Here is a 25,057-nt window from a genome sequence, read left to right as displayed (position 1 = left end):
ACGCTGAACCGCCGAAGCGGAAGCGGGCGTTGCCGGTCCTCGCCAAGAAGAGGGCGCCAGACAGCCAGCCGGAGCGCGAAATCTTCGCACGCAACCTTCGCCGAGCACGAATCGATGCGAGCCTGAGCCAGCGCGAGCTCGCCGCGGTCACAGGCATCGCCCAGGCCCATATTTCCGAGCTGGAAAACGCGATGCACAATGTCTGCATCGACACCATGGTCAAGCTCGCCCAGGCCGTGAAGAAGCCGCTGTTCCAGCTCTTTCAGCCTTAGACCCTAACCTCAATGTTTGCTTGCATTAGCAAGCCACTTCGGCAGCGCAGAGACTCCGGACGTCCACCGCTCGGCTGATAGCTTGCCCATTCAAGCATTAAGGATAATCTGCTCTACCCTCACAAGCAGAAGTGCTCGCGTGCTGGCGTTCTCCGCTGTGCTCGCGGTGATCCCGGGTTTCCAAAGGGGCACGGACCCCGCCTTCTCCAGGCAAAATGCCGCTTTCGGAGCTAGAAGCTGCGCCATTTGCGGTCATGGCCGCCGCTGAAAGCGCCGCCGGATGATAGCGAGGCCGCCCCGTGGCCGCTGGCGCCACGCCCTCGAAGCCTAGGGCCTTCAGATCAGACCAGGTCCCGAGGCGGTTCCTTACCTCGCGTGATGAGGGACAACATTGAGAAGAACGCCGTTGTAGTGTGCATTTGCAAATAGTCCTTGCAGAGGTTTCAGCTTGCCCAGCTTTTCGAGCAAAGCTTTGGCCTCACTGCTGGTCGTGCTGCCAAAAGCTTGACGAACGACGGCTATACGGTGTTCCGCCTGGTTGTTCATGAGAGAAAGTTGTGTAGCTAGATTCCCAGCCATCGTATCGGGGATGTCTCCAGGAAATTGGGTTCCGATAACGATGCCAATGCCGAATGCGCGCCCTTCGCGAGCAAGCGTCTGCAGCTTATTGGAGTTCTTTACGCGATGGGCTTCATCGAACACAACCATACGTGTGAGCCGCCGCGGTTGGTCACCTCTCAGGGCATAGCCGTGTAGTTGGATGATTATGATTTCTGCGAGCGCCGACTTAATTTCGTCGGTTGGGAGGTCCTTGAGATCAAGACAAACACGCCCATTAATGAACCCTTCGAAGGAGCTATTCCCAGTTGAGGCGGGGAAAAGCCCAAGATCGCAGAGAGGGGAAAGTTTCGTGATAAGCGAAGCTCCAGCTCTCTCGTTTCGGAGGCGCTCAAATACGCGATCAAAGGAGGGCCACGAAACGCTGCTGGGATCGATCCAATCGCGAGGCGCGATACCCACTTCGGCATAGGTTTCCGAAATGGCATCCTTCAAATTGCCTGTCTGAACGGCACCGAGTTTGAATACCCTCGAAAAGACGCCGGCTACCTCGTGGGCATGTTCGATGGGCTGAACCCCTGAGGCAGCGCGCGGCGGCGGTTGCAAGGGATTGAATGGCAGCCCGTTCTTTCGGATGTCAATGACTTCAATATTGCGAGATTTCGCAAACTGGGGGTCGCAATAGTCTCCCTTGAAATCAAATATTAAAATGGATAGACTCTTTCTGCATGCAGCATCGATTAGCACTCTAATGGTCTGCGTTTTTCCAGACCCTGCATCGCCTGTGACTAGAAAGCCGAAATTGTTGAGATGATCGGGCGCTTCCCTATATGGGGCCCATAAGACATCTTCACCACCCCAGTCTTTTCCTAGGAAAACCGGAAAGGGATCCCAGGATGCGTTTCCTGAGGGGGCTCGTTCGCTATCAGCGCGAGCCTCAGTGCGGACTTCCTCCGTTCCGGACTTCGTACCAGTAGCCGTCCCGGACTCAGCCACGTTGAATATCCGGGGCGCTTCGAAAAGAGGTTGTAAGGGCGAGATGAACTGGGTCAGCCACTGGTGGCCGCGCCGCCACTCCAGAAAACCCGGTCCATGGGACTGCTGCGAGGCGAAGTCGCGTGCGCGTTGGAGATTGTGCCACTCTGTCTCGCCAAGGTCGATCTCGCGACCTGAAAGGGCTCTGAGTTTGTGGAGCACTCCTGCGACCTGGGTTTGTCGCCCTTTGGGAAAGCCATTGGTTCGCACGAGGATCGGCGTTCCAGTAGAGCGCTCAAGAAAGCTTTGAACTTGATTGGCGAGTTGGTGTGTGCGGTTCGGAGCCTCGCAAAGGGCAATTTGTCTGCGTTCGACGGAAGCGCCGTTGAGTTCCAAAACGAGGTCGATGACGGGTGTGAGGAAGTCATCTGCCAGAGCAGTCGCTTCGCTCTCAACCAGTCCGATTGAGAGGTGCTCTTTGCTCGCTTCTTTCACCCACCAATGCAGCAGGTCCGCCTTCGTCGATTGGAGAAGCTTGTTCACTGCTGCTGGAGCGCTATCCAGGAAGTCGGACCACAGCTTATCAAAGTCGGTATCTTGGTGAAGCGGTGTCGGCTCTTTCTGTCCTTCGTGCTCTTGTTGGGTTGGCATCCGTCCGAACCCGATCGCCGTCTGCCGAAGCAGCCCAACTTCGCGCAATGCAACCCTCACATTTCGCGCGCCCGTTACGGTTGGGATGAACCACTGCGGCAGTGGCTCTAGAACGTTCGCCGGCTCCGGAAGCTTCGCCCGAGCGCGCAACACTCGAAGTCGTTGCGCAACAACCTTTTTGAGGAATTCCGAAGAACCCAAATCAATGACGACTGGAAGAGGAGGAGTTCCTTCAATGCGGTCTCTGTCTCCCGCAGCTAGCCCTCTGACCTTGCGCTTTCCGCCCACGATCTCGTCATATTCACCCATGACCGACGCAATAACGACGGCCACGCTTGGGACATCCTCCACAATTCGGATTGCCCGTACGAGTGTGTGGACATAAAGGTCCTCACTGCCGAGGCGAACGGCGTTTTCGACCTGATCGAAGCCGATCACAACACTTGCGCCCACGATCTGAGCAGCGAGGCCAAGTTCTCGGATGATCCTCGCCTGATCGTTCTTGATTTTCGGTAGTTCCAGTCTTTTTAGCCGCTTGTCTATAACGCCGTATCTTAGATAGTTGACTGCGGACTGATCGCCGAATCCTGCGAGAAGCAGCACCGCGAGGAAGGCTTCAGACGGCGGCTCGTCAGTCAGTAGCTCCAGGGCTTCTTTCCGAATTCTTTTTGCGAGCTTCAGGGAATGGGGAATTTCTCCCTCGCATTCAACATCGTCGATGAAGCGCTGCCAATCATCCTGCTCCGCAACCGGAGTTTGGCTTAAAAGACGCCCCGCAAGCCGCCGCAACGGGCTTTGATTCTGTTCGTCGGCAAAATGTCGGGCGCTTAACTGACGAAAAAGCGCATCAACGAGCCAAGCATCGTATCCCCTCTTCTCTACCGGTGCCGTCAATTGTAGCACGGCCGGATACACTTCACCCCGCGGGATAGCGGCGGCTCGCTTGAAAGACGTGGTGAGAACGTGACTCTTGCCGGAGCCGGCTTCGCCTTTGATCAGAACAATGCGCGACCCAACGCTTCGCATGCAGTTCAGCGCATTGGTGACGACCGTATCGATGGCGCGGCGGGCGGCTTTTTGGCCCTCAGGAACGTCAAGTTGCTCCAACTCGCGCGCATCACCAAAAACAGCTACTGCAGAAAAAACAGACTCCGCATAAGGACTCAAAAACGCATCACTAATCGACATAGCTTACTTCCATTCGGTAACGACGAAATGAACTTCTTCTCTATTCCAAGTTGTTTCACTCCGAAGGCGGAGGTCGTCCGACATGCGTTCTGGTAAATCCAGCCGACCGAGCTGGATTTCTCGGTTTATTGCAGACTTAATAAGTCGATCCTTAAAGGAGGCAAGAGAACCTGCGTCCGGAAAAAGCTCTCCATATTGATCATAAACCTGAGCAATCGCCACACGTCCCTCGAAGGGAGGTGTTGATAGCTTCGAAGCGACCTGAATTACTTTCGTTGCGAAACTCTCTTTCGCCGCTGCGACGCGATTAGCGGCGGTAGCAACAAGACGTTCCTTGACGGCGTCGAGGTTGCCTTTATCAAGTCCAACAGCCCGCGCAGCCAATGCGTCGGTAGCCTGCACAATGGTCTTTGCGGCCACGCGAAGCACGCCGCAAATCAGCGCGCGCTCGACCTTGCCTGGCTTCTCGATTACGGGAAAGGGCCCCTTGCCGACAATATCAGGCAGCCCTGCTCGAAGAACACGCCAAATGAATTCCGACCGAACGGCCTTTAGATCGTTGGCGATCTCTCTCGGCAAGCCAAAGCCAACCGCAATCGCGGCGGCCTTAATGGAGGTCGGCGGACTGAACCTGCGGCGTGTCTCGCCATCGTCTGGATTGAAGCCCAATGCAATGAGAGGGAGGCGCTTCTTTCTTATGCCATCCCAATCGGCACCTGCGTCGCGGCCGAGAATAGACGAGGCTGCCGATTTCCCGCCGAGGAGCGTCACAGTTTTTTCGGATGAGACTTCGCCGTGCTCGATAAGTTGGGCCAAGGCTTTATCGACGGCGTCCGCATGCAGATAAGCCCGAAGGCCCTTTTGCACCGCACCAAGGGCGACGCCTTTCTTCTGGCAGGCCAAATAGGCTTTGACGACCGATTCAGGAGAAATCAAACCGAATCGCGCTGTGTCTGCCGTTGGAAAATCACTCATAGCGTGCGGCCCATCTATTGTTTCAACTGCTCGGCGATGAGCCACCAGACCCCGACAGGGTCGTCGATGACCTGATGGTTTGAGAAGCGGCGAACGCGATAGCCCGAGTCTTCAAGGTCGCGCATCTTCCCTTCGTCCATCTTACGCCGCCTTAATTGATTGTGCTCGGGACCGTCGATCTCGATAATGAGTTTCGCCTCTTCACAGAGAATATCGACTTCATAGGTCTTCCCGGACCGGCTGCCAACCCTCCGATTGGCGACAAATTTGCCGCGCGTGTCCGGCCTTGTTTCAAGCATATAGAATACTAGACCTTCACACGGCCCACGAAGAAACGGCCCGAGCTTTCTGCCCCTGGCGACCTCCTCCAGAACTTTCCCTTCGGTATCTCCGACGGGAACAAGGCCCTGAAGAGCAGCCTTCACAAAATCCAGCGGTACTTCAGGATCGAGAAGATGAGCGACTATTTCATCAATGCCGCACGTCAAGGCGACAGAGGCGGCGGGAAGTTTCCCAATAAGAGAAAGGGCCGCTGGCAGTGTCTTGGATAGACCATGTGCTGGGAGAAGAAGAATCGGCGTCGACCGAAGAGGGTCGGGCGACGAATCCAACGAAGGGACCCGGACGCGAAAAGCCGCGAGAGCCGCCTCAGGCCCAATCTCCGGTGTCAAGAAAATGCCTCTGCTACGAGAGGTGGCCCATTGATAAAGCCAGACGCGTGCGTCAATTTCGGCTCTTGTGCAAATAATGCTGATGACGGGAAAGCCGTTTGCCCGCAGACGATCATGGGTCGCGAGAAGTGCGGCTGGTGCTTCCGAGTGGTTAGTCATCACAGATGGCGTAGCATCGCCGCTGCTACGGAACAAGTGAAGCTTAGTCGGCGCTCAATGGGAGACCGAAGCGCCCCGCCAGTCAGCCGGCGCGCCAGCATCGGCACTTTTCATTCGCGCGGACGACAGCGCTGAGCTCGCCCTCTTGAACGCCGACGCGAGCAAGAAAAGAGCCGGTGCGCCGGGATGAGATGCTCGTCGTTCGACACTGGAGAACGGCATAATGGTTAATGTGAGTGGCTGGATCTCCTGCGACCTTGAAAAAGCGACGGCATCCGCCGAACTCTGTGACTGTGACGCTGTTATAGAGAGAGCCATGGATCAATCCACCGCTGTGCGTGCGATCGCGCAAGAATTGAATGCCGGCGAGCCGAGCGGTCGAAGTACGCGCTTGGCGCGATTGATGGGCGCGTCCGTGGCCGCGATCCGCTCTTGGGGCGCATCAGGGGCAAGCGAGGAACGCAAGCGGGCGATGACGCCGACGGCGCGTCGCCTGCTGTTCGTGCTGCTAGCACTGCACCGTGAGGGGCATGATCTCGACGCGCTCCGCTCGGCGGCTCGGCGGCTCGAGCGCGAATATCTTGAGGAGGATGCGTGATGGCGCGCAAACCCGTTTCGGCGTCGGCTGAACTGATTGACGATGCAGATGCGAGGAGCGGGCGCTTCGCGCGCGTGGTTGCCGTCATCGTCGGGCTCGAAAATTACCGCAAGCCGAAGAGCGGCGATGCGCTCCCGACGGTTGCATACGCGCACGCCGACGCCCAAGCTGTTAGCGACGCCCTGCACCAAATCTTCAAAGACATGCCGGAAAGCGATGTCGACGTCGAGGTAATGACAGACTCCGACGCAAGCCTGGCCGCGATCAAGGATCATCTGGCCTGGACGATCCGCAACCTCTCCGCCGGAGACCTCTTCATCTTCTATTATGCTGGCCACGGCTTCCATGGCGCTGGTGGCAATCGGCTGAGCACCTACGACACCAATCGCCTCAACATTGCAGACACAACGCTGTCGATGCGCGACGCGCTCTTGGAGCCCTTGGCCCAAAGCGCGTGCGAGCAGGCGCTTGTCTTCGTCGATGCCTGCGCGGAGCATTTTCGGGACGTCGTCCAATCACGCGACGTTATCGCAAACCTCGACGCTCATGAGGTCGACGAATTTCTCGATAGCGGTTGGTATCTCGGGACCTTCCTATCGTGCTCGCCGGGCGAGAAATCCTACCCGTCGAACAGCCTCGGCCATGGCATCTGGACGCACTTCCTACTGGAAGCGCTGGAGGGGCGTGCCCCCGACGCGCTCACACGCGACCGCTGGCTGACGGGTGAAGGGTTGCAGAACTACCTTCGCCAAGAGGTGCCGCGCTACATTACCCATGAGATGACGATCAGGGCGACACAGACGCCGCAGGCCATCTTGTCGGCGTCCAACAGCTTCCGGATCCACTACGTGCCGCCATCGGCCGCGGTGCCTGCGGATGCGGCGCTCGCGGGCATCCGGCTTAAGAACAACAGTGAGTATCTCGAAGGCACCGAGACGGGCGCCATTCGCAGCCTGGACGGCTTTTCGCGCGGATATCACAAGGTGCCTGACCGGCTCTCGGATTCGGCCGACGGCTGGTGCAATCGGTTGCTTGCCGACACGGTCGCGGAGGAACTGCAAACCCTCTATCAGAATGCGCGCGACGTCTTGCACCTGAAGCGCAAGGACATCCGGAAGGAAGTCGACACGCTCGATGCGCCGGCCTTCCGCTACATCGTCGAGACGGGGCAGAACCCCGAAGACCCAAGCGAGTATTACATCACGCGGCGGCTGGAGCTGCGCCAAGGCTGGGCGGCGCACCGCGAAGCGCTCGACGAACTCTTCTCCGACGAGTTTCAGCGGTTGGTGGTCGAGTTCGACAGTATGGACGACTCGTTCGACGCATTGGTCGACCGCCTGGAGGAAATTGCCGATGCGTCCGGCGGCGACGTCGATGACGATGATCGCCACCAGCGCGTCACCTATAGCCGCGAGGGCGCCCGGTTCACATTTGACCTAGAAAAGCGTCGTTTGGAGATCGCCTTCGGGCGAAAGAGCGCGCTCGAACTTGTCGATGCGGCGCAGCAGTTTCAGCTCGGTGTTGGTCGTTCAAGCCCCATGTTGGCCGCCCCGTCGCGCCGCAGTCGAAGCGCTGACGATGGAGCGTAGGGAACGCCCATGACGCAAGACATCACCACGCAAGAGGCGATCAAACGACTGGAGCAGCATTTCGGGTCTCGCGAGGGGATGCTGACCCATAACCTAACGATGCTGTCATCCTCAGGCCAGCCCGCTGACATCACGTTCTATAAGCGAAAGCCGTTGATCAACGTCCAGATTAGCACGAAGATCGCCGCGGCACGGCTCTACGGGCTTGAAGGCCAGCTTCCGAGGATACTGAAGCGCATACCGTTTTCGAATGGTGCGGTCGCCAGTCTCGCCGAGATTTGGACCGTCAATCCCATGCCGATCGGGGGGTTCACCGACGAAGAGCTGGCGGCGGTGGACCTCGCCGAAGGCGAGGAACGGCACGGCCCGAATGGGGAGACGCTGCGGAAGATGATCCGCAAGACGTACCAGTGCAAAAGCCGCAAAGAGACTGAGTTCTATCTGCGGCGGTGGATCGCGTCTTAACGGCACTTGCTGCTGCGAGCTACCGCGCCGGGCCGCCGAGTTTAGGCGGCATCTGCCATTGTGGTGGCGGCGGGTTCTCCCGCAAGTGAGCGATCAGAGCCCGCTGATTTCGCAATTCCGACTGCCCTCGGGGTTCCAAGCCGCCCTCGTAAGGCGCCAAGCGCGCTATCTCGGCATCCGCGGCATCGAAGGCCCCGCAGTACGCGAGGACGACAGCGTACTGGCTGCGCACGGGGATGATGCGGCCCGCGAGCTTCAGCCCTGTAATCGTCGGCATGAGGTTGGTCTCGATGACGTCGCGCGCGCCGATGTAGTCGTTGCGTCCGATGAAGTCGTCGACGAGTTCCTGGCCCACCCTGACGAATGAATCCAGCGAGTGGGCCATTGAATAGAATTTCATCGCGTGGATTGGCGCTAGCCCCGGGTTGCCTCCCGTTGCCTTGAGGGCTTTCGATTGCAAATCGAGCGCGTCGGCGAGGTGTTTGAGATCGTCGGTATGGTCCTTGGGGCGTTTGAGGAGCGGCCAAATCTTATCCGGATTATTCCCCATCACGTCAGCCAGCCGGAGGCCAAGCTCGTCGTAATATTCAACGATGAGGTCGAGCGTGCCGGCGACACACTCGTCCATCATTCCGAGTTCGAACAGCGCGTGTGCATAGTTATATTTCGCAACGCGAAGGTGCTGAGGGGTTTGCGGCAGGACACGGCTTAGCTCGGCCATGGTCTTCTTGACCGTCGCGACATCCTTGTTGCGTGCGGCGAAGATCATCCGCTTCATTCTAACGGCCAAGCGTTCGGTCAGGCCGAGGTCATTATCTCGGACAAGCGCATCCATGCGATCGAGCTTGTTGCGGATATCGGCGTCGTCACCTTCCTTGAACTGCGCGAAAACGAGCCCGTCCAGGGCCCAGAACCGATCCTCTGGAGCGATTGATTCCGAAGCAGAGGCTTCAACCAGGAAAGCGGAAATCTCTTCCATGTAGCCGAGCTCATGGAACAGTTCGTCGGTGGCCATCTGCACCAGCGGCTTCACGTTCCCAAGTGCCACGAACATCCGCAGCAGCAGGAAGACCCGCTGACGATCATGGTCCTGCGGCAGCGCGGTCATCACCAGGTCGCGAATTGCCTCTCGGACGGCTTTCAGGGCGTCAGCGCCGCAATCGTCGAGGAAGGCGCGGCCGAGCGGACGGATCGCGTCGTGAACCTTGAAGCGATCGACACCGAAAATCTGAATCGAGCCAGTCATACGGAGACGCCGGAAGGCTGCGGCCGCCGCGGCCGGCTCCATGTCGAAGGTCCGCTTGAGAATAGTAGTGGCTTCGGCTTGTGAAAGCGGGACATCGCTGAGGCTGAGCGCGCCCACCGCGCGGCGCTCGTTGTCGTTGAAGGTTGCGAAGACGTCGGCCAGGATGAGTTCCTGCACCGTTTCGACGGCATGTGTCCGCTCTTCCAGTGCGGTGCAGAGTCGATCGATGTCACCCTCGTACGATCCCGCCGCAATCTTAAGGGCGTTTTGGACGTAGAGCGGAAGGCCAGCAGTCAGCTTCAGCAGACGTTCGTAGTCCGCATAGTCTCCGCGACACCCAAGAGATGCGCCCTCTGAGGCAGCAGTTTCGTTCGACCATCCACGAAGGGGCTCGGCCGAGATTCCGAGGGTGGCTTCGAGGCGCGCCGTCGACGCGTTTGGTTGTGCGAGAAGAAGGAAGCGCAGCTGCGGCGATGCGCCGACAAGTGGCACGAGATCGGTAGCGGGAACGCGGTGTGCATTGTCGAATACAATGGTCGCCGTGAGACCGTCTTCGGCGAGATGGCGGCCGATCGCGACGAGGATTTCTGTCCCGCTCGCACCGGGCAGGAGTATCTCCCCGAGCTTGCCGCCGCGCGATCCGAACATCCGCGCCGCAAGTTCACGCGCGACTGCGCTTGCCAGTGCAGGGCCGGAGATGTCCGCAACGTCGTAATAGGCCAGCCTGTCGCTCGCGTGGAGCGCCGTCTGGGAAACCCAGGAGGTCTTGCCGGCCCCTGAAAAGCCGACGACGAGCCGTACGCGCTGGTCGCTGACTAGCGGTGGCTCCTTGTCCTGGGGCCGGTACCGTAGTGGCGGCGCCGGGAAGTCCTGGAGCTGAACGACGAGCTGTTCGAAGAGCGCGGGAAGCTCGTCGACGACGAAGGTGTGCCCCGGGTTCGACTCGACGCCAGCCGATGCGGCCATGACTCGACCGGCGATCTTCCAGACGAGAGTCTCTGGGGCGAGGATCCCGAATGGCAGCGATTCCGCTGCCATTCGACACGCGTCGAAGGTATCATCGACCGTCGGCCAAGGCTCCGGTAGCGGTGCCGCTGGAGTCCCTGACCCGGGATAGACGAGCGTGACGTCGCTCGGCCAGTTGGCCTTCACAGCACGTTCGGCAAGGTCAGGACCAAGTGGCGTGTTCGCGATTACGACGAATTGGCATGTGCCGCTACGTCGACCTGCGCTGTGCTCGTCTCGGATTTGATCGAACCGCGCAAGTGCGCCCTCAACATCGCTGAAGATCAGACGCGATCCACGGGTCTTGATCTGGGCGTAGATCCGGTGACCCGGCAGCACCAACTCAACATCTTCGTCGTTCTCCACAACGACGTGTGTCACACCCGAAGCCGCCGCCTTGAACAGGCACGCGGCGGCGTAAAGGTGCTGATAGAGGAAGCCGCGATGAACAGCCTCGATACGAGCGAGCTGCCGCGCGTCGAGGTTAAAGTTCTCCATGATCCGCCCCTAAATCGTTGAACGTGGCGGTGTACGGCACAGACGAGAGGCTAGCAGCTTCGGCGAGATAGTGGCGGTACGCGTAGTTGATAAGGTCTCTGACGAGCTCAAGAAGCCCGCCGGCAGGAAGTCCATCGAACGGATCGCCGTGTGCAAGGGCGTTTCGGCGCTCTGCCAAAGTCGGATGTGTAGCGCCCATTAGTTGGCCCACGGCCGTTCCGCCGCATCGAACGATCATCGGAATCCGATCGTCGGTCAGCCCGTCCGATTCCGCCATGAACTTGAGGAGAGCTGCGAAGCTCCGCTTACTCTTCGTGATCTGGCCGCCGTAGCGATCCATCAACGCGAGTTCGAGCGCGATCAGGGCAGCCAGTTCACCAGCCTTCAAGACACTGAAGTCGACCCAGCCCAGCAGGTACAGGGTCTGCGCACGCGCATACTTCGCTCGTACGACCTCTGGAATACATGCGTCGATAGCGAGACTTTCGACGAAGGCGCGCCAGTCGGCGATTTTTTTAAATGAGATGAATCCGCCCGCGTTGCCTTGTGTCGGCCACGCGAGCAACAGGGGTTCGTCCCGGTCGCTGAGAGTGATCTGAGAGCGATCCAAGATCGGCTTTTCCATCGCTTTTGATGCTTGTCTCATAGCTCGATAATCGGGCTGGGGTTGGAGCGCGACACCACCAGCGTCAGGTTGCGGCTGGCTCGGCTGATCGCCACGTAGAGCAGTCGGCGATCCTTTTCGCGGAAGGTCGTACCGTCGCAGGGCATAATCACCACGTTAGGGGCTTCCAAACCCTTGGCTTTGTGAATCGTGCTAACGGCGCGCAGGGGCGGTAAGCGTCGGGTATGGGCATTGTGGCGCGACTGTTCCGCTAGGCCGGCTTGTGGATCCGTTGCTGCTCCGAGACGCACCGCTTCCCAGAACTCCCTAGGATAGTCGATGTGAACGGATGCGAACTCGGTTTGGAACTTCGTTGCGCGCTGCAGATCCTGCAGGAACGTGCCGACACCTGCGTGATTGGGTTGCTCCACGATCCGGCGCGCCAACGACTGGATGAGCGCCGGTTTTCCCCGGGCCGGCTTGGCGCAACCGCTGGCGACCTCGTCGCGAAAGCGCGTCGCCCACTGACTGTCGGAGAAACCTGTGCAAACCCCTTGGACAAAGGCCACCGCGGCCTTGGCAACGGCAGCGGCGTCATCGCAGGCGGCCAGGCTCTGCACAAGCGCCGGCAGCGCCGACCGGGTATGCCCTTCCCAGATCGGCATGGATCGACCTAGAAAGGCGCGGATCGCCTGAACCGTGTCGTTGTGGTGCGACAGGATCAGCAGGGGCTGAACTCCTTTGAACGCAGGATCGAGCGGCCGTCGGTCCTGAGCGTCGAGCTGGAAGCCAAGATTTCGTTGCGCGGTGTTGTCGGCGAAGACCACCTTGAGGCCGCGTGGCAGCTTACCCGTCAGCCGCAGTTTCCCACCAGCGGCCAGGCTGGCGCGGTTTTCCAGAACCCAGCCCCCAAGCTCTTCGCCGCCGCCCGTCCAGCGGTGGGGAACATCGAGCGATTCCGCGACATCGGCCGCGGCACGAAAGGCCGCCAAGCGGCTGTCGTCGGCTTGGCCCTGCGCCTCCGTCGCGCCCGAGCCATAGATCCGTTGCATCGGATCGAAGAAGACTCGGACCCTGGCGCCGGCGGCGTGCAGGGACTCGATGACGGCGTGCTGTTCGGCGCTTGCGTCCTGGTGCTCGTCGCAGACCACCATCGGATAGCGGCGCGCCAACATGTCGGCGATGAATGGACGACGCTTAAGCAGGCCCGCCGTCCAGCGGCTGTTGCGGTCATAGTCCGGCAAGGCGCCTGCGATGAAACCCGGTTCCGGATAAGCCTCGGCGATCTGGCCGATCAGGCTGTCGATAGTCCGGATTTCCAACCCGGATAGGCCCTTCGTGCGATCGCCGAATACATCGCAGGCAGCATGGGTGTGCGTCAGGATAAGAAGGCGCCCTGCGCCTAGCGTCGGGCTGACATCGGCCGCGAAGGCGGCGCCTTGGAACGTCTTCCCGCATCCGCCCGGCGCTTCGACCACGACCAACTTCGCGGCTGACCTGAGCGCGGCGGCGACCGCCGCGTCAGCCATTTTCCGTCGCCTTCGGCGTCCTCGCGGTCAGCGCCGTGAGCGCGTCGATCAAGGGCTGCAGCTGAGGCTTCACATTGACCATGGCGCCCAGGACGTATGCTTTGTCCGCCAACTCTCGACCGCCTTCGAGGCTCTTGAACCAGCGCTTGCCGTGCTTCTTCCAAGTCTTGGCCTCCTTCTCAGGAGCCCCGTCTGGATCGCCGCTCGCAGCGGCGGTGATGATGGCGCGCAGGCGATCGCCAGCGACGGCGTTGATGGTGGCGAAATCGTGCTTGGGGAATTCGGCCGTGGGTACGAGAACCTTAAGCCGCTCGACCAGGGTGGCGAGCCGGGGTTGGGTATGGACGTCCTCAGGATCAACGAGCAACGCCTCCAGCTTGTCGTCAGGAACATGGGCGATGACGTTCGCCTCGGTGCAGCCCGAGGGCCACTGGAATAGAAGGTCGCCCATCACGGACCTCAGATTGCCCCAGCGAGTGGTGTTGTCGCCCTCACAGTCGACAAATGCGGCGAGGCCGAGTTTGGCTTTGGTGAACTCCTCCAGCAGTTCGAGCGTAAAGGTGTTGCCCTGGCCGTCGCTGAGCCGAACCCCCAGGTCGAGCAGGTCCGTCGCGATTTCTCGGCGAAGCACTTCTTCGACGAAGCCGACCTCGGTTGGCCCTTCGCCCACCAGGGTCAGCCGCGACAGGAAAGATTCCGGATCCCGCTTCTGCAGCTGAACCGAGCGCGGGCTGGAAAGCTCGGCGATGACATGACCCTGGCTGAGATACCAGATCGTCGCCGGCTCGGCGGCGACCAGGGCCGGCGCACTGTGCGTCGTCATCACAACCTGGGATGGACCGGCTGCCAGCTCGCTGACGAGCTTGCGTTGGCGATAGGGCTCGAGGCCACGCTCAGCCTCGTCGACCAAGGTAATAGGGCAACCGGACCGGCAGGCCTGGGCGACGGCCAAGGATGCCAGACGCCGAGTCCCCGAGCCCCAACTCGATAGCGGTAGGCGGCTGTCCTCTATGGCGGCGGTCAGGCCGATCAGCGCGCTGATCGACAGGCCCTGACCTGCGCTGAGGCCAAGCCCCAGGTCATGCGGCAGCGCGCGCTCGCCGAACGTCTCGTTCAGCTGCTTCATCGCCTCTTGCCCTTCGGTCTGTAGCTCAGCCTTCACGTCGACGTCAGAGAAGGTCGAGGTCAGGCGTGAGCGCAGAGCCTTGTCGCTGAGCAGCCGATCCAGAGCCGAGCCCTGCACAAGGCGGAGGTCGCGATCGTTCCGATCATCACCGCCCAGACGCACCAAGCCGATCTCTCGACGGAGCGTCGGCGAGAATATGTCGGTGGTGTCGTTCGGATTGTGGATCGCATAGGTCAGGTCGAGCTCTTCGGAGCCGCTGACGGAGATCTTATAGACCGGCGGCCCGACCGGACGCGCCGGTTCGCCTTCATCGGACTCCTGCGGCTTACAGGCCTGTCGCCCATCCCACTCCCATGGGAACGCCGGACGCGACTGAGTGGCGATGCTGCTGTCCGGGGGCAGGCTGATCACGGCTCCAATGAAGAACCCGTCCTTGCGCTGGCGTCGCCAATAGTCATTGTCAGACACAAGGGCAGCATTGCTCGGATTGAGCAACAGGGCGATCGCTTCGAGGATGGTGGTCTTGCCAGCGTCGCCGCCGCCGAGGATGACGTTCAGGCCGGCCTTTGGGAACCAATCGAACTTTTGGAAGGCGCGATAGCGCTCGATTTTCAAACGGAGAATCGTGGCGCCTGCGACATCGACCAAAGTGTTCGCCCCCGTGTTCGTTTTCGCATCCATGCGCCGAATCTCAGTTTCCAAGTGATCAGGCTTCAGATTACCATAGCGGCCCTGCTGCGTTGCCAAATTTACCTGTATTCTACACATAGACGGCAGTGATCGCCCACTGGGCGCAGGAGAGCAATTTGGCCCAATTCAGCGAGGACGCGGTCCACGGCTACCTGTTCAAGACGGGGTTAACCGACCTGGTCGACGAGACCGCGGCGTTAGACGAAAAGCCTGTGGGCGGCGAGGAGGACTTCCAACTCTGGCGAATCATCAAAGCGCGGGCCCTGACCAAGCTCACGAGACTGCTACCGCTGTGGAGCGCGGTCGTCACCTCCGCGAGCGAGGTGGCGATTTCGCACAACTTCGCATTCCGTCCGACCGGGATGACGCGCGAGGCTTATGTCAGCTGCCTCAACGCCATCTATGCGCGGAATGCGTCAGGCGTCGGCTATCAGGAGGATGTCTCCACGCTGAAGGTCAACGAGATCTCCAACTGGCTGGTCTGTAATCCGAATAAAAGTCCGAGCGACGAAGTCCTAAAGCGTGACAGCGCGAGATCTAATGTAAACGCTGTAGCGCGACGGGCCGACGATGGCCGCAGCACCTTCAGGTGCGGACGCGCGCTCCAAACCATTATGAGATTTTCCTCACGCCGCCCCGACGTCCGCTATCTGTATGAGACCTGTCCCGATGGCAGCCCCCGGGAGAGCACTGAACCCAAGCGTCACTTTTTCGCGTGACCCTCACTTATCCGAGTTTGCGATCCATATGGGCGCCGCGACTCCTGTAATGACCGAGAGCGGCAAGGGGCCAAAGTACCGGCTATCAAAACTTCGGCCATGTCCGGAAACGAGGAACATCTCGCCTTTATTTACCACAAGCCGAACGGCAAAGACCTTCGGAAGCAACCGTCCCCTGCTATCGGCTGGGAAAGCTACGGAAGAAGGAAGAAGCCGGCCGTTCACGCTTATACCTTCGCCTGTGTGTTCGACGACATCGCCCTCGAGCGCGGCGATGGGCTTCAACATGGGCTCGAGCCCGCCAGGACAAGAACCTCCAGACAAATAGCCCCGTGCTTTCGCCTCCAGGAAGACACCGGTTGGCGGCGGACACACGCTGACGATCTGGCCGCGCTCCAGCGGGCCATTGACCGGCAGAACTCGCCATATTCCAACCGGCACTGAAGGGGTTTCGTTGAAGCGATAGCCCGAATGGTTTGCGGCAGCTACGAGCGCCGAAACACTCGCGGCCCCGATCCAGGCGGCGAGGCCTATTCTCCGGTTTTGGGATCCCATTGGAAGGCCGTTACCTGGCTGCGGTGAAGGCTATCGGACGCCGGCACGGGGAGCTTCGCCCTCTCACGGAAAACAGGATCGCGAAAATAAAGGCTTTGCGCGCCGAAGATCGGCGCGTGGCCCGCAACAAAGATGAGCATGTCGCCGGGCTGGATAATGAGGTCGCCGCTGTCTTTCAAGGGCGATTTGAGCCGCATGATTTCGTCGGCGGTCAGAAGCGGCCGGCTGACCTGGTGATAGGTCTTCGAAACCTGCGTCAAGACCGCGCCGAAGCGCCGCCCGCTCGTGGTGATGTCCTCCTTCACGATGGTGGCGGTGCCGACCATGCGAGACAGCCATTCGGCGGTCTCGACCCTGTTCGGCGCATAGGCGATCCGCACATGGCAATTGGACGTGATGCTCTCGTCCTTGCCATAGGCGCCCCAGAGCTGGGACATGTCCTGCATGATAAGATACGCCTTGATGCCGTAGCCTGCGATATAGGCAAGCGCCTCCTGGAACACTTCGAGTTTGCCGTAGGATGGAAATTCGTCGAGCATGAGGAGCAGCCGGTGCTTGTGCGGCGCCTGCGGCCGGCCGTCGACGAAGGTGATTTCCGGGCGCAACAGCACGCGGACAAGCTGGTTGATGATAAGCCGCATCAAGGGCCGCATGCGGTCCTTATCTTCGGCGCGCACCACGAGATAGAGCGTGACGGGGCGGTCGTGGTTCATCAGATCGCCCACCTTGAAGTCGGACCGCGCCACATTCCTGGCGACGAGCGGATCGCGATAGAGCGACAGGAACGACATCGCCGTCGAAAGCACCGAGCCCCGCTCGTCGTCGGGCCGGTTTAGCATGTCCCGCGCGGCGCTTGCGATGGTGGTATGGGTGTTCTCGCCCTCGCCCCAGCTGTTGGCGATCATCTCGAAATAAAGGCTCTCGATGCGCTGATCTGGATCGGACAGCGCGGCAGCCACATCGGGGAGCGAGCCGACCTTGCCTTCCGCGCGCTTCTTATAGAGAACGTGGAGGACCGCGCCGGTCAGGAAGGCGTGGCTCGTCTTTGCCCAATGATCGACGAGGCCTTTGCCTTCCGGGTCGACGAGGATGGTTACGAGGTTCTGGACATCGCCAACCTCGTTAAGGCTGCCCAGCCTGATCTCCTCAAGCGGGTTGAAGCTGACGCTGCCCGAGGAAGCGCCCGGATCGAACTTCATGACGGCGTTGCCGGCTTCTTTTTTCCGCCAAGCCGCCGTCAGGTTCCAGAGCTCGGCTTTCTGGTCGTTGACGACAACGCTGTGCGGCCAGGAGAGAAGCGTCGGCACGACAAGGCCGACGCCTTTGCCCGATCGCGTTGGTGCAATGGCGGCGACATGCTCCGGGCCGTTGTGGCGCAGATAACGAAGCCGTTTGCGCTCATCGCGCCAGCCGCCAACATAAACGCCTTCCCCGCGCTGTCCCTTTTTCGGAAAAAGCCCCGTCGCCTCGATTTCAGCCTGGCTCGCCCAATGAGCGGTCCCGTGAATGCCTTCGTGGCGCTCCGCGTTGCGCCCGCTGAGCGCAAGGAGGCCGAACAGGCCGCAAGAAAGCGCAAGCGCTATGCCAGCCGAAACGGTCCGGAAGACGCTGTGGGCCTGGCCGCCAAACTTGTGCTGCCAGATCAGCCACTCCCAGGGCGAATAGAGATGGCCCGCAAGAGGTGCGCCAAGAGCGGGATGATATGCGAACCTTGACGCGACATACTGCGTCGCCGCGCTGTTAAGGACGACAAGGCCGATCAGGACGGCGATCGCGAGCGCTTTTTTGTCAGGCTTCGGACGCTCCACCCCGATCATCGCCATTCCGTCCCTTGCCTCAAACCGCACGGCTGGAGCGAGCCTGCCTTCCCGCTGGCTTTCAAGTGTCATGCTCTCGCCGAAAGCCAGGATAAAGGAGTGATTGTCTATAAACAATCGATTTATCTAACGCCTGCGCTAAGGGCGCGAGAGGCGAGGACGCGGCGTTTTACTCATCATGAGCCGCTGCCGCTCCGCCTCCATGGCGGGATCGCTAAATGTGATGGCAAGTGAAAGCGCTGCTGCGGCCTCGACCGCTTGTCTCTTGAAGGCGCCTGTTCCTTCGACCGCCAGGGCCTGCCCGCAAAAACGCTGCGCACCAAGCGTCAGCGCGATGATGGTGGCCTGGTAGGAGGCTTTGTCGATGCGGATGCGCAGCTTCTCGTCGGTGACCGCGCCTCCGTCGGCGAGGCGATAGACAAGTTCGCCGTTGCGGCCAATGACAGGGTTCAAATCCCGCAAAATTATGGTTCTTGCGGCGCCGGCATCTTTGGCTGTAAGGAAGGCAGCCGCGGTCTTGGCACCGGGTGCGGCGCTCGCACGAAGAGCACGCAGCGCTTTCTGGTCGCCCCCCTTTGCGCGCGCCTGCAAATAGGACACCCAGGTGAAGAAGTACGCCTCCTCGATTGCGGCCTCGCGCTCGCGCCGGGTGTCGGACAGCGCGGCAAGCGCGCGCGATCGCATCAGGCGAAGCTCCGCGCGTCTCGCTTTTTTACCCAGGCGTGTCAGGCCTGAGCGGCTGACCTCGGCTCGCCGTTTTGCAAAAGCCGAATTAACTTCGGTTCGAGCCAAAGCGCCGGCTTCCCGGGATTCTAGCCGCGCCTCGGAGCCCTGCTTGCGCTGGCGCACATAGTCTGCATAAAGCGTTGCAGTGCTGAGAGGGCGCAGCGGCGCGCGGCCATACGCATCGTTGACGGTTGCCGTACCAGCGAGGCCAGGCTGAAAGGCGCCAAGACGCGATGTGAGTTCCTTCATGGAAAAGGCGCGGTTCACGATGGACGCCTTGACTGCAAGCCTGCTCTTGGCGTCGGCGATGACAAGGCCTGCGCCGCGGCGCTTCAGGATGAAGCCCTCGCGCGCCATGAGCACGTGAACGTCACGCCACTCGGCCTTTTCGCCAAGCACCGCCAGAAGCGACGCTTCGATCTTGTCTTTCACGAAGGACAGGAAGGAGCTTTCGGCGGCATGGGCTTCGAGATCGGCAGGCCGCCCTTTGGGCCGTTTCCGCTTGGAAAGCCCGTGATTGGTTTGCGCAAGCCCATGTTTGAGTTCGAGGCTGACGCAGGCTGCCATCAGCTTTCGCTTGTCGTAATAGGGCTCGACACAGCGAAGGCTTTCCGAATCAATTTTGTTGATGGCGATGTGGAGATGGAGATGCGCCCGGTCGAGATGGAGTGCCGAGATGCGCTGATGGCGTCCCAGCCCGATCGCCGCGCAAAGCTCGTTCTCGATATCTTCAAGCTGCGCAGGCGTCGGTGTTTCGCCGGGCTCGAACGACACCACGAGATGGTAGGTGCGATCTGACCGGCTGCGCTTGTTGAGCGCCTGGACGCTAAGGATCTCCTTGATGGCAAGATCCGGTGCCTCCGACATGCAATTCCTGACCCGGACGGTCCCAACCCGCCCGGCGCCCTCTTGTCCATCGAGAATATAGCTGAAGGTGCGAGCGGTGAGCGTCTCGCTCGGCGTTTGACCGTCGCCAAGGATGTAGGCGCCGAGCCGACCGAAATTTGAGGCGGCTTTAGGCCTCAGGATTCGTTTCGCGATCATCGCTTAACGCCCCTTTGCGGCTTGCTCGAAGGAGCTATCCACCGAACCTGCGGCCGCGATCCCAGCAGCCTTGCCGCTCCACGTATCGTATCGGGGTTTCACAGGCCGCGCCAATCGCGCCGATGATCATGAAGGGGGCAAGAAACGCGCCCAGCACGAGCTGAACGAGCGTGGCCACAACGCCGTAAAAGACATTGGTCAGCCGGATATTGACGACCAAAGCGAACAGGAGACCGACCCCGCCCAACCCCATCAGCGCAAGGCCGTCTGACAGGTCTGCGTGCTTGGCAATGGCATCGCTATAATAGAGGACGCCCTCCCAAAATATGATGGCGGCGATGCCGACGCCAGCAAAGGCAGGCAGCGTCAGCAGTTCGACACCAAACCGCTTCAAGCAAAACGCGTTGTGGTGCGTGCAAGAGACGATGATCACCCCAAAGGCGCCGACTGCCATCGCGGCATAGGCGGTGATCTTCAACACAAGCATGGCGCCTCCCGGCCGGCTACCCGGCGCGTCTCCGGTTCCAACGACGATCCTGTTGATGGCGCGGATCGCTCCCGCAAGCTTGCTCGTATATACGCTATCATAGCTTGAATGCACAGGTCTTCTACGACGCCTATCGCACGCACTGTCGTAGGTTAGCTACGATTGTACCTGTACCATTGAAAGACACTGCTTGTGGAGAAACCATGGCCCGCAAGCCCAGCAAAGCGGCTATCGCCGCAGCCGCTCTGAAAGAAGCCCGGTCCTTTATCGCGGCCCGCGATCGCGCCCGCACGAGAGCGGAGGCGCCAGGCGGCGGAGACCCGTTCTTCCGCAATTACGAAATCGCCCAAGGCCATTTGGCGCGCCTGAAGGAACTCGTCGGCGAGAAGCGAGCGCGCGATCTCATCCGGGCCGAGGAGCAAAAAGGCTTCCGCTATGTCTTCGAGGAGAGCAAGAAGCCGCCCCAGCGAAAGCGCTAGAGCGGCTGCCAGCGTGATCGTCGAGTTCGACGTTCTGGCATCTCAGCCTCCATAATGATAGTATATGAACAATCATGTATGCGCTGGGGCGTCCCATGCCAGCTTCCGACCATACGAAGCCTTCCATCATCTGGAAAGGACTGGATAGCGGGGGATATTTCCGGGGCGTGTTCCGTGATGGCGAGCAGCTTCTCCCCATCAGCATCGCTGTTCCAGGAGAGGGCGATCCGCCCCATGCGGGGCCGCTCTTTCAGGTTTTCATTCGAGGCGAGAAGGCGGGAAGCATGCCGAACTTGAAGGGCGCTCAGGCGCTTGCCGAGCTTCATGTGCTCGGTTTTCCGCGATCGCAAAAGTTGCCTGGCCATCGCCGGTAACGCTGCACAGGCGGCAACGGCATCGGGCGAACGGCACTGAAGAGAGGGAGATAAGAAACATGGGCAGGACATTCGTCTGGCGAGGCATTGATGGTGCTGGTTTTCTCTATGGCACCTGCAGCGAAGGCAGCCGCCGCTTTCGGCTCGATATTGCCCTTCCCGGCCGTGGCGGAAATCCCAAAGGCACCGATCACCGGGTCTATGTCGATGGCAACGAAGTCGGCAAGGCATCCTCGATCGAAGGCGCGCAGAAGTTCCTGTCGAACTTCTTCGATAAGGGATTGCATGAGCATCTCGGCCGCGACGAGCCCCGCAAGCACCGGTCGCTCGCCGACACGCTCAAGGCTGCCGCCGGGCTCACGGGCGGCAAGAGCCGGGGCCGATGACCGAGATCGCGCGGCTGCCGAGGCGCTGCCAAAGGTCGTGCCGAAGTCCGGATAGTTGAGTGAGGCCCTGAACAGAAAGCCCGCATGTCACAAGAGCGCGTTGTCTATCTGCCCGAGTTTGTCGTCGAAGAGCATCTCGGCCGCAGACTGCCGGAAGCCATCGGGCAGGAGTTCGACTATAACGGCCACCGCTACCGCGTCCGCCAGCGTGACCCGTTGCGCCCGGAAGCAGAGATCCCGTGCGAACTGATCGAACAGCCTCACGAAAGGAAGATGGCACGCTCGAAGTCGCGGCGGCTCCAGGTGGACTAACCAACCCGAACGCCAAAAGGAGGATTAGGCGTTTCAACGTGCATTCTTAGGGCTCAACGCGCGCTATGGGGTATCTAAAGCTATGGATCTCCTGCCGGGTGACATCGGCAACCGCAACGCCTGTTGAGAGCAAATTGCCCAAATTAACCCAGTGTCGATTCTTAAGCACCACAACGCTACGCTGACTGTTTGACACCATCTTAGAATGGAACGAGCAGATCCGAAATTCTTATGCTTCAGCTTCATCCCGAATTTTGGTGGCTGAGACCGCTTCAATAGCATCATCGAGATATATTCTTTCCACGGCATAACCGACGTCCCGACCGTAAAAAATGTGGGTAATATTGGGAAGAGGCACAGTAACGTAGCGTCCCGCGAAAGCGCTGAGCCCGGCTTCGATGCGCTGCTTGACATCGAAGAAGGAAAAAGGTTTTTTTTCGTTGGTACCCTGTGTATCGCGAACCGCAACGCAGGCCTGACCAACACGGCGGATACCTTCTTCGATAAGGCGGCGGTGACCGTCGTGAAAAGGCTGGTAGCGCCCGACGAATAAAGCTGTGGGCTTTTTCGGGTCGAAGACGGGGCGGAGCTCTTGAAGGATACGCTCAGCCCAATGGCGTGGCGAGCCTTCCGCAGTAACGCGCATATCGTATTTCTCAGGCGCGGTGAAAAGCTTGTTTGTATCCTGAAACCGGCCTTCCCGGATGCGATCGAGCCAAATCGTAAGGGCCGGTCCGAAAGCATCCCTCGTTTCGGCTGTCGGACAAATAAAGTCCGCGATGGCCATCCCGCCGGCCTTGACCACTTGATCGCACAGCCAACCCATTCTTCGAGCTTGCTCGATGCGATCCTCGACCGAAAAGCCGAGATCGCGATTGACGTTCGCTCTCACCTCGTCGGCGTTGAAAAGCACGGCGTTCAATAGCGGGGATATTCGCGTCGGCGTTCGCCATGAAGGCGATGACCTTGGCTGCTGACAGGCTCGAATAGTGGGCATAGGACACCGCCACATCGAGCGGATTGCGCACGATGTAAACCGCCGCCAGCGTGATATCGAAATTGATGGTCGGGAAGCCCTCGATCGTGGCGACGGCGTTATGGGTCTTGACGTAGACGGGCCTTTGCGGCCGTGCGCGAGATCGCGCTTGAACCTCTGTTCGAGCTTGCGCAATCTCGCGCGGCGTTGCTTCAGGCACGGGCTTTCCGAGCCTGCGCGCGAAGCCAGCCGCCAGCGCATCGCGCGCCGTCAGCTCATGAAGCGCGTTGATGCTCTGAGCGCCCGCTCCTTGCTCCCGCAACTCGCGCATCAGATTATGAAGGAAGATCCGGACCCAGGTGTTACCGGACTTTGGATAGGAAGCGAGCCAGATCGTACTTTGTTCGTGGCTTGGATTTTCGGAGCTTGCCATCGACATCTTTCCGTTCGTGAGCGCGATTGCATCACTACTGTATGCAATCTTCCATCGAATTTATGCGCCTATCGTGACAAACCATTTCATAATTGTATCAAGCTGTATCTCTATTGTGGCAAGAAAGTGTTTCCATGTCGGCATAAACGGTGGCCTGAAAATGAGAAGAACCGATATCCGTATGAAATAGATGGGATACCTCCTTAGGTAGCACTTATCCAATTCCACCCCAAACGATATCGCGCTTGCCCTCCAAGCTCTTGACTATAATCGCCAATGAGCTTTTTAATTTAGGTGAACTCAAGTGTTTTGAAGACGGCTCTAAAATGTCCTCCAAGCAGCAACAGGATCCAATGCCGGTTTTTCTACCGAAGGGCTCGGCAGAAGGATATCCCATTGCACGCGATAAAAACCCCAACGTAAATTTACAGGTAAAGCCCATTTCGGCAGCTTTCGGCGACATAGTTGCGCTGCTGAGTAGGTCGCCATTACACAGGCAAATGTCCATTGCGGACCTTGAATGGCTGGTGGTCCCGGCGATCTTGCATAACCAGTTCGCGGTCGCGGAAGCGAAACTTCCTGATGGTAATACTGTCGGTGTCGCCTTCGTGACTTGGGCTCGAGTCTCGTCGGAAGTCGACAAGCGGCTTACGCAGGATCCGCGCTACCCCATGCGCCTTCACCCCTCTGAATGGAAAAGCGGCGGAATGTTTTGGATCATTGATGGAGTGGGTGAAGCCAAACTAATGCAGGCCCTAATTGCAAAGGTTGCAAAGGATTCTTTCGGCGGTATGCCATTCAAGATTGTGCAGGTGGCGCCACAAGAGACAGAAAAAAAATGACCAATAAAGTTTTACCTTGAAAGGCAGCACGATAATGTTGTGCAGATTCATTCGGAAGATATAAAGCAACCATGGCTGCATCTTGAAACTCACTAAAGTTAAATATATGCACTCGCCCGATACACATAGGTCTTTTCGTGCAGAACAATATAATGAGCTTGCTCTGCGAATACTGCGGGCTCCTCAATTTTTAATCGAGAAATACTCTTTGACATTTTTTGCCGCCAGCTGGCTTCTGCCAACGCTTATTCATATTCATATAACACTGGTTATTATATTATTGTCTTTTGCTGCTGATATTGGAATAAATAGACAAAATGATCATCGCGTGATGCGCATTCAACCTATGCACTCTATTATCTTTGTCGCTATTTCGTTGATTGTACTATTTATTTGGAAATCATATATTGATGCGCATAAATACGTTTTTGCCATAGAGCCAATTAAAAAACTTTATGAACTAATCGATAAGCATGAACTTTTGATTAGCTCTGCCACTATTACTGAACATCCTTGTATACAGTGGGGCGGTATCGAGTTAACTGAAAAACTATTGCTGCACATTTCACTTGTATTTGTAGGACTAGCTTTGCTTAGATGGGTAAAATTGCGTCTTTATGAGATATTTAGAGGAAAAAGTTTTTATCAAGTATCATACTTACGATTTTGGCCAATTGAATTTATAATTACCATGTCGTCATACTTATTTTTAGGGTTCATTGTGTACGTTATATATTGTTCATACAATAAATACTGTCAGTTTAGCGGAAAAACAATTCCTGTAATTATGTTGTGCATGACTATTTTATTTGCCATTACTGTGTATTCGATAAACGTAACAAAGATATTCCGCGCGCAGGGTAGACGACGCTAAAGAGTCAGGAGCTCAGAGTGACAAATTACATTATTGTCGGCAATGGATGGACTGGTTCGCAGCAAACGTCCATTCTAGACATTCCTTCGCGCGGTATGTTTTCGCAGGCTACCGAGGACCTATACAAAATGGTTCCCACTGCAACTCAGATCGGTATTTTGGGATTGCAGAGCGTTACGAGCGTTATGCTGGATATGGGTGAGGCAAGTAGCCCCGGTCGTGCTGTTGCGTTAG

General features: G+C 58.8%; 24 protein-coding genes and 2 pseudogenes. 12 read left to right on the top strand and 14 right to left on the bottom strand.

Translation table 11 applies throughout. From position 1 onward, the window contains the following. Positions 1 to 29: 29 nt before the first annotated feature. Positions 30 to 272, top strand: coding sequence for a helix-turn-helix transcriptional regulator (locus QM659_RS13525; RefSeq protein ID WP_415188806.1), 243 nt, complete (start codon positions 30 to 32; stop codon positions 270 to 272). A gap of 366 nt (positions 273 to 638) precedes the next feature. Here the strand turns inward: QM659_RS13525 and QM659_RS13520 are convergent, their stop codons facing one another. From QM659_RS13520 to QM659_RS13510, 3 genes are read right to left on the bottom strand one after another with little or no spacing between them, the layout of a single operon-like run. Beyond that, a complete protein-coding gene (locus QM659_RS13520; protein WP_415188805.1) occupies positions 639 to 3,644 on the bottom strand; it encodes an ATP-binding protein in 3,006 nt (1,001 codons plus the stop codon). A gap of 3 nt (positions 3,645 to 3,647) precedes the next feature. Then, on the bottom strand, positions 3,648 to 4,619 hold the full coding sequence (locus QM659_RS13515; RefSeq protein ID WP_415188804.1) for a hypothetical protein: 972 nt from the start codon (positions 4,617 to 4,619) through the stop codon (positions 3,648 to 3,650). A 14-nt stretch (positions 4,620 to 4,633) separates the two neighbouring features. Then, a complete protein-coding gene (locus tag QM659_RS13510; protein WP_415188803.1) occupies positions 4,634 to 5,449 on the bottom strand; it encodes a DUF559 domain-containing protein in 816 nt (271 codons plus the stop codon). 316 nt (positions 5,450 to 5,765) lie between these two features. On the opposite strand from QM659_RS13510, the gene QM659_RS13505 reads away from it, so the two are divergent. From QM659_RS13505 to QM659_RS13495, 3 genes are all read left to right on the top strand, one after another. Beyond that, the gene (locus QM659_RS13505) at positions 5,766 to 6,047 is read left to right on the top strand and encodes a hypothetical protein (RefSeq protein WP_415188802.1); all 282 of its coding nucleotides are present in this window, start codon (positions 5,766 to 5,768) and stop codon (positions 6,045 to 6,047) included. Positions 6,048 to 6,121: 74 nt separating this feature from the next. Then, positions 6,122 to 7,636 carry a caspase family protein gene (locus QM659_RS13500; RefSeq protein ID WP_415188801.1) on the top strand — a complete coding sequence of 505 codons (1,515 nt, stop codon included), beginning with the start codon at positions 6,122 to 6,124 and terminating at the stop codon, positions 7,634 to 7,636. 9 nt (positions 7,637 to 7,645) lie between these two features. Beyond that, positions 7,646 to 8,101 carry a hypothetical protein gene (locus tag QM659_RS13495; RefSeq protein WP_415188800.1) on the top strand — a complete coding sequence of 152 codons (456 nt, stop codon included), beginning with the start codon at positions 7,646 to 7,648 and terminating at the stop codon, positions 8,099 to 8,101. Between the two features lie 19 nt (positions 8,102 to 8,120). Here QM659_RS13495 and QM659_RS13490 read toward each other — a convergent pair whose 3' ends face one another. From QM659_RS13490 to QM659_RS13475, 4 genes are read right to left on the bottom strand one after another with little or no spacing between them, the layout of a single operon-like run. Then, positions 8,121 to 10,850, bottom strand: a complete 2,730-nt coding sequence (locus tag QM659_RS13490; protein WP_415188799.1) for an ATP-binding protein — start codon at positions 10,848 to 10,850, stop codon at positions 8,121 to 8,123. Then, positions 10,837 to 11,475: a hypothetical protein gene (locus tag QM659_RS13485; protein ID WP_415188798.1), complete on the bottom strand. Its 639-nt coding sequence runs from the start codon at positions 11,473 to 11,475 to the stop codon at positions 10,837 to 10,839. Before QM659_RS13485 ends, QM659_RS13490 begins: the two co-directional genes overlap by 14 nt. Before the next feature lie 17 nt (positions 11,476 to 11,492). After that, positions 11,493 to 12,983, bottom strand: a complete 1,491-nt coding sequence (locus QM659_RS13480; protein ID WP_415188797.1) for an ATP-dependent helicase — start codon at positions 12,981 to 12,983, stop codon at positions 11,493 to 11,495. Then, positions 12,976 to 14,790, bottom strand: coding sequence for an AAA family ATPase (locus tag QM659_RS13475; RefSeq protein WP_415188796.1), 1,815 nt, complete (start codon positions 14,788 to 14,790; stop codon positions 12,976 to 12,978). Before QM659_RS13475 ends, QM659_RS13480 begins: the two co-directional genes overlap by 8 nt. A gap of 125 nt (positions 14,791 to 14,915) precedes the next feature. Here QM659_RS13475 and QM659_RS13470 point away from each other — a divergent pair, with 125 nt between their 5' ends. Next, a complete protein-coding gene (locus QM659_RS13470; RefSeq protein ID WP_415188795.1) occupies positions 14,916 to 15,518 on the top strand; it encodes a hypothetical protein in 603 nt (200 codons plus the stop codon). Between the two features lie 3 nt (positions 15,519 to 15,521). On the opposite strand, the gene traF is transcribed toward QM659_RS13470, so the two are convergent. From traF to QM659_RS13450, 4 genes are all read right to left on the bottom strand, one after another. After that, the gene (gene traF / locus QM659_RS13465; protein WP_415188794.1) at positions 15,522 to 16,073 is read right to left on the bottom strand and encodes a conjugative transfer signal peptidase TraF; all 552 of its coding nucleotides are present in this window, start codon (positions 16,071 to 16,073) and stop codon (positions 15,522 to 15,524) included. Beyond that, complete coding sequence (locus QM659_RS13460; protein ID WP_415188818.1) at positions 16,049 to 17,890, bottom strand: type IV secretory system conjugative DNA transfer family protein; 1,842 nt, start codon at positions 17,888 to 17,890, stop codon at positions 16,049 to 16,051. The genes traF and QM659_RS13460 overlap by 25 nt, the downstream gene beginning before the upstream one ends. 138 nt (positions 17,891 to 18,028) lie before the next feature. Continuing rightward, positions 18,029 to 19,660, bottom strand: a complete 1,632-nt coding sequence (traI, locus tag QM659_RS13455; protein WP_415188793.1) for a TraI/MobA(P) family conjugative relaxase — start codon at positions 19,658 to 19,660, stop codon at positions 18,029 to 18,031. A 34-nt stretch (positions 19,661 to 19,694) separates the two neighbouring features. Next, complete coding sequence (locus tag QM659_RS13450) at positions 19,695 to 20,147, bottom strand: hypothetical protein (RefSeq protein ID WP_415188792.1); 453 nt, start codon at positions 20,145 to 20,147, stop codon at positions 19,695 to 19,697. A gap of 203 nt (positions 20,148 to 20,350) precedes the next feature. Between QM659_RS13450 and QM659_RS13445 the strand changes: the two genes are divergently transcribed. From QM659_RS13445 to QM659_RS13430, 4 genes are all read left to right on the top strand, one after another. Continuing rightward, entirely contained in the window at positions 20,351 to 20,626 is a 276-nt protein-coding gene (locus QM659_RS13445) for an amidohydrolase (RefSeq protein ID WP_415188791.1), read from the top strand. Between the two features lie 95 nt (positions 20,627 to 20,721). Then, entirely contained in the window at positions 20,722 to 21,000 is a 279-nt protein-coding gene (locus tag QM659_RS13440; protein ID WP_415188790.1) for a hypothetical protein, read from the top strand. Between the two features lie 59 nt (positions 21,001 to 21,059). Then, positions 21,060 to 21,386 carry a hypothetical protein gene (locus tag QM659_RS13435; protein ID WP_415188789.1) on the top strand — a complete coding sequence of 109 codons (327 nt, stop codon included), beginning with the start codon at positions 21,060 to 21,062 and terminating at the stop codon, positions 21,384 to 21,386. Positions 21,387 to 21,470: 84 nt separating this feature from the next. After that, complete coding sequence (locus QM659_RS13430) at positions 21,471 to 21,698, top strand: hypothetical protein (protein WP_415188788.1); 228 nt, start codon at positions 21,471 to 21,473, stop codon at positions 21,696 to 21,698. A gap of 229 nt (positions 21,699 to 21,927) precedes the next feature. On the opposite strand, the gene QM659_RS13425 is transcribed toward QM659_RS13430, so the two are convergent. The 3 genes and pseudogenes from QM659_RS13425 to QM659_RS13415 form a co-directional block, all read right to left on the bottom strand. Continuing rightward, the gene (locus QM659_RS13425; RefSeq protein ID WP_415188817.1) at positions 21,928 to 22,344 is read right to left on the bottom strand and encodes an adenylyltransferase/cytidyltransferase family protein; all 417 of its coding nucleotides are present in this window, start codon (positions 22,342 to 22,344) and stop codon (positions 21,928 to 21,930) included. Between the two features lie 153 nt (positions 22,345 to 22,497). Next, positions 22,498 to 22,695: pseudogene (locus QM659_RS13420) on the bottom strand (adenylyl-sulfate kinase); the annotation flags it as partial. Continuing rightward, a pseudogene (locus QM659_RS13415) lies at positions 22,688 to 23,107 on the bottom strand (sulfotransferase domain-containing protein); the annotation flags it as partial. The pseudogenes QM659_RS13415 and QM659_RS13420, both read right to left, overlap by 8 nt. 245 nt (positions 23,108 to 23,352) lie before the next feature. Here QM659_RS13415 and QM659_RS13410 point away from each other — a divergent pair. The 3 genes from QM659_RS13410 to QM659_RS13400 all read left to right on the top strand — a co-directional run. Continuing rightward, a complete protein-coding gene (locus QM659_RS13410) occupies positions 23,353 to 23,949 on the top strand; it encodes a toxin-activating lysine-acyltransferase (RefSeq protein ID WP_415188787.1) in 597 nt (198 codons plus the stop codon). Positions 23,950 to 24,031: 82 nt separating this feature from the next. Next, positions 24,032 to 24,823 carry a hypothetical protein gene (locus QM659_RS13405; RefSeq protein WP_415188786.1) on the top strand — a complete coding sequence of 264 codons (792 nt, stop codon included), beginning with the start codon at positions 24,032 to 24,034 and terminating at the stop codon, positions 24,821 to 24,823. A 17-nt stretch (positions 24,824 to 24,840) separates the two neighbouring features. Further along, positions 24,841 to 25,057: hypothetical protein (locus tag QM659_RS13400; RefSeq protein ID WP_415188785.1), on the top strand; the 217-nt coding region annotated here is incomplete at its 3' end.

It is taken from the genome of Rhodomicrobium sp. (assembly GCF_047605405.1).
GTDB lineage: Bacteria > Pseudomonadota > Alphaproteobacteria > Rhizobiales > Rhodomicrobiaceae > Rhodomicrobium > Rhodomicrobium lacus.
This window is presented reverse-complemented; position numbering and strand designations above follow the sequence as displayed.

What these genes read in the sequence shown, in the direction of transcription:
- QM659_RS13520 (WP_415188805.1), bottom strand. Translation starts at nt 3,644, where the DNA reads ATGTCGATTAGTGATGCGTTTTTGAGTCCTTATGCGGAGTCTGTTTTT.
- QM659_RS13515 (WP_415188804.1), bottom strand. Translation starts at nt 4,619, where the DNA reads ATGAGTGATTTTCCAACGGCAGACACAGCGCGATTCGGTTTGATTTCT.
- QM659_RS13510 (WP_415188803.1), bottom strand. Translation starts at nt 5,449, where the DNA reads ATGACTAACCACTCGGAAGCACCAGCCGCACTTCTCGCGACCCATGAT.
- QM659_RS13505 (WP_415188802.1), top strand. Translation starts at nt 5,766, where the DNA reads ATGGATCAATCCACCGCTGTGCGTGCGATCGCGCAAGAATTGAATGCC.
- QM659_RS13495 (WP_415188800.1), top strand. Translation starts at nt 7,646, where the DNA reads ATGACGCAAGACATCACCACGCAAGAGGCGATCAAACGACTGGAGCAG.
- QM659_RS13490 (WP_415188799.1), bottom strand. Translation starts at nt 10,850, where the DNA reads ATGGAGAACTTTAACCTCGACGCGCGGCAGCTCGCTCGTATCGAGGCT.
- QM659_RS13485 (WP_415188798.1), bottom strand. Translation starts at nt 11,475, where the DNA reads ATGGAAAAGCCGATCTTGGATCGCTCTCAGATCACTCTCAGCGACCGG.
- QM659_RS13480 (WP_415188797.1), bottom strand. Translation starts at nt 12,983, where the DNA reads ATGGCTGACGCGGCGGTCGCCGCCGCGCTCAGGTCAGCCGCGAAGTTG.
- QM659_RS13475 (WP_415188796.1), bottom strand. Translation starts at nt 14,790, where the DNA reads ATGGATGCGAAAACGAACACGGGGGCGAACACTTTGGTCGATGTCGCA.
- traF (WP_415188794.1), bottom strand. Translation starts at nt 16,073, where the DNA reads ATGGGATCCCAAAACCGGAGAATAGGCCTCGCCGCCTGGATCGGGGCC.
- QM659_RS13460 (WP_415188818.1), bottom strand. Translation starts at nt 17,890, where the DNA reads ATGATCGGGGTGGAGCGTCCGAAGCCTGACAAAAAAGCGCTCGCGATC.
- traI (WP_415188793.1), bottom strand. Translation starts at nt 19,660, where the DNA reads ATGATCGCGAAACGAATCCTGAGGCCTAAAGCCGCCTCAAATTTCGGT.
- QM659_RS13450 (WP_415188792.1), bottom strand. Translation starts at nt 20,147, where the DNA reads ATGCTTGTGTTGAAGATCACCGCCTATGCCGCGATGGCAGTCGGCGCC.
- QM659_RS13445 (WP_415188791.1), top strand. Translation starts at nt 20,351, where the DNA reads ATGGCCCGCAAGCCCAGCAAAGCGGCTATCGCCGCAGCCGCTCTGAAA.
- QM659_RS13440 (WP_415188790.1), top strand. Translation starts at nt 20,722, where the DNA reads ATGCCAGCTTCCGACCATACGAAGCCTTCCATCATCTGGAAAGGACTG.
- QM659_RS13435 (WP_415188789.1), top strand. Translation starts at nt 21,060, where the DNA reads ATGGGCAGGACATTCGTCTGGCGAGGCATTGATGGTGCTGGTTTTCTC.
- QM659_RS13430 (WP_415188788.1), top strand. Translation starts at nt 21,471, where the DNA reads ATGTCACAAGAGCGCGTTGTCTATCTGCCCGAGTTTGTCGTCGAAGAG.
- QM659_RS13425 (WP_415188817.1), bottom strand. Translation starts at nt 22,344, where the DNA reads ATGCGCGTTACTGCGGAAGGCTCGCCACGCCATTGGGCTGAGCGTATC.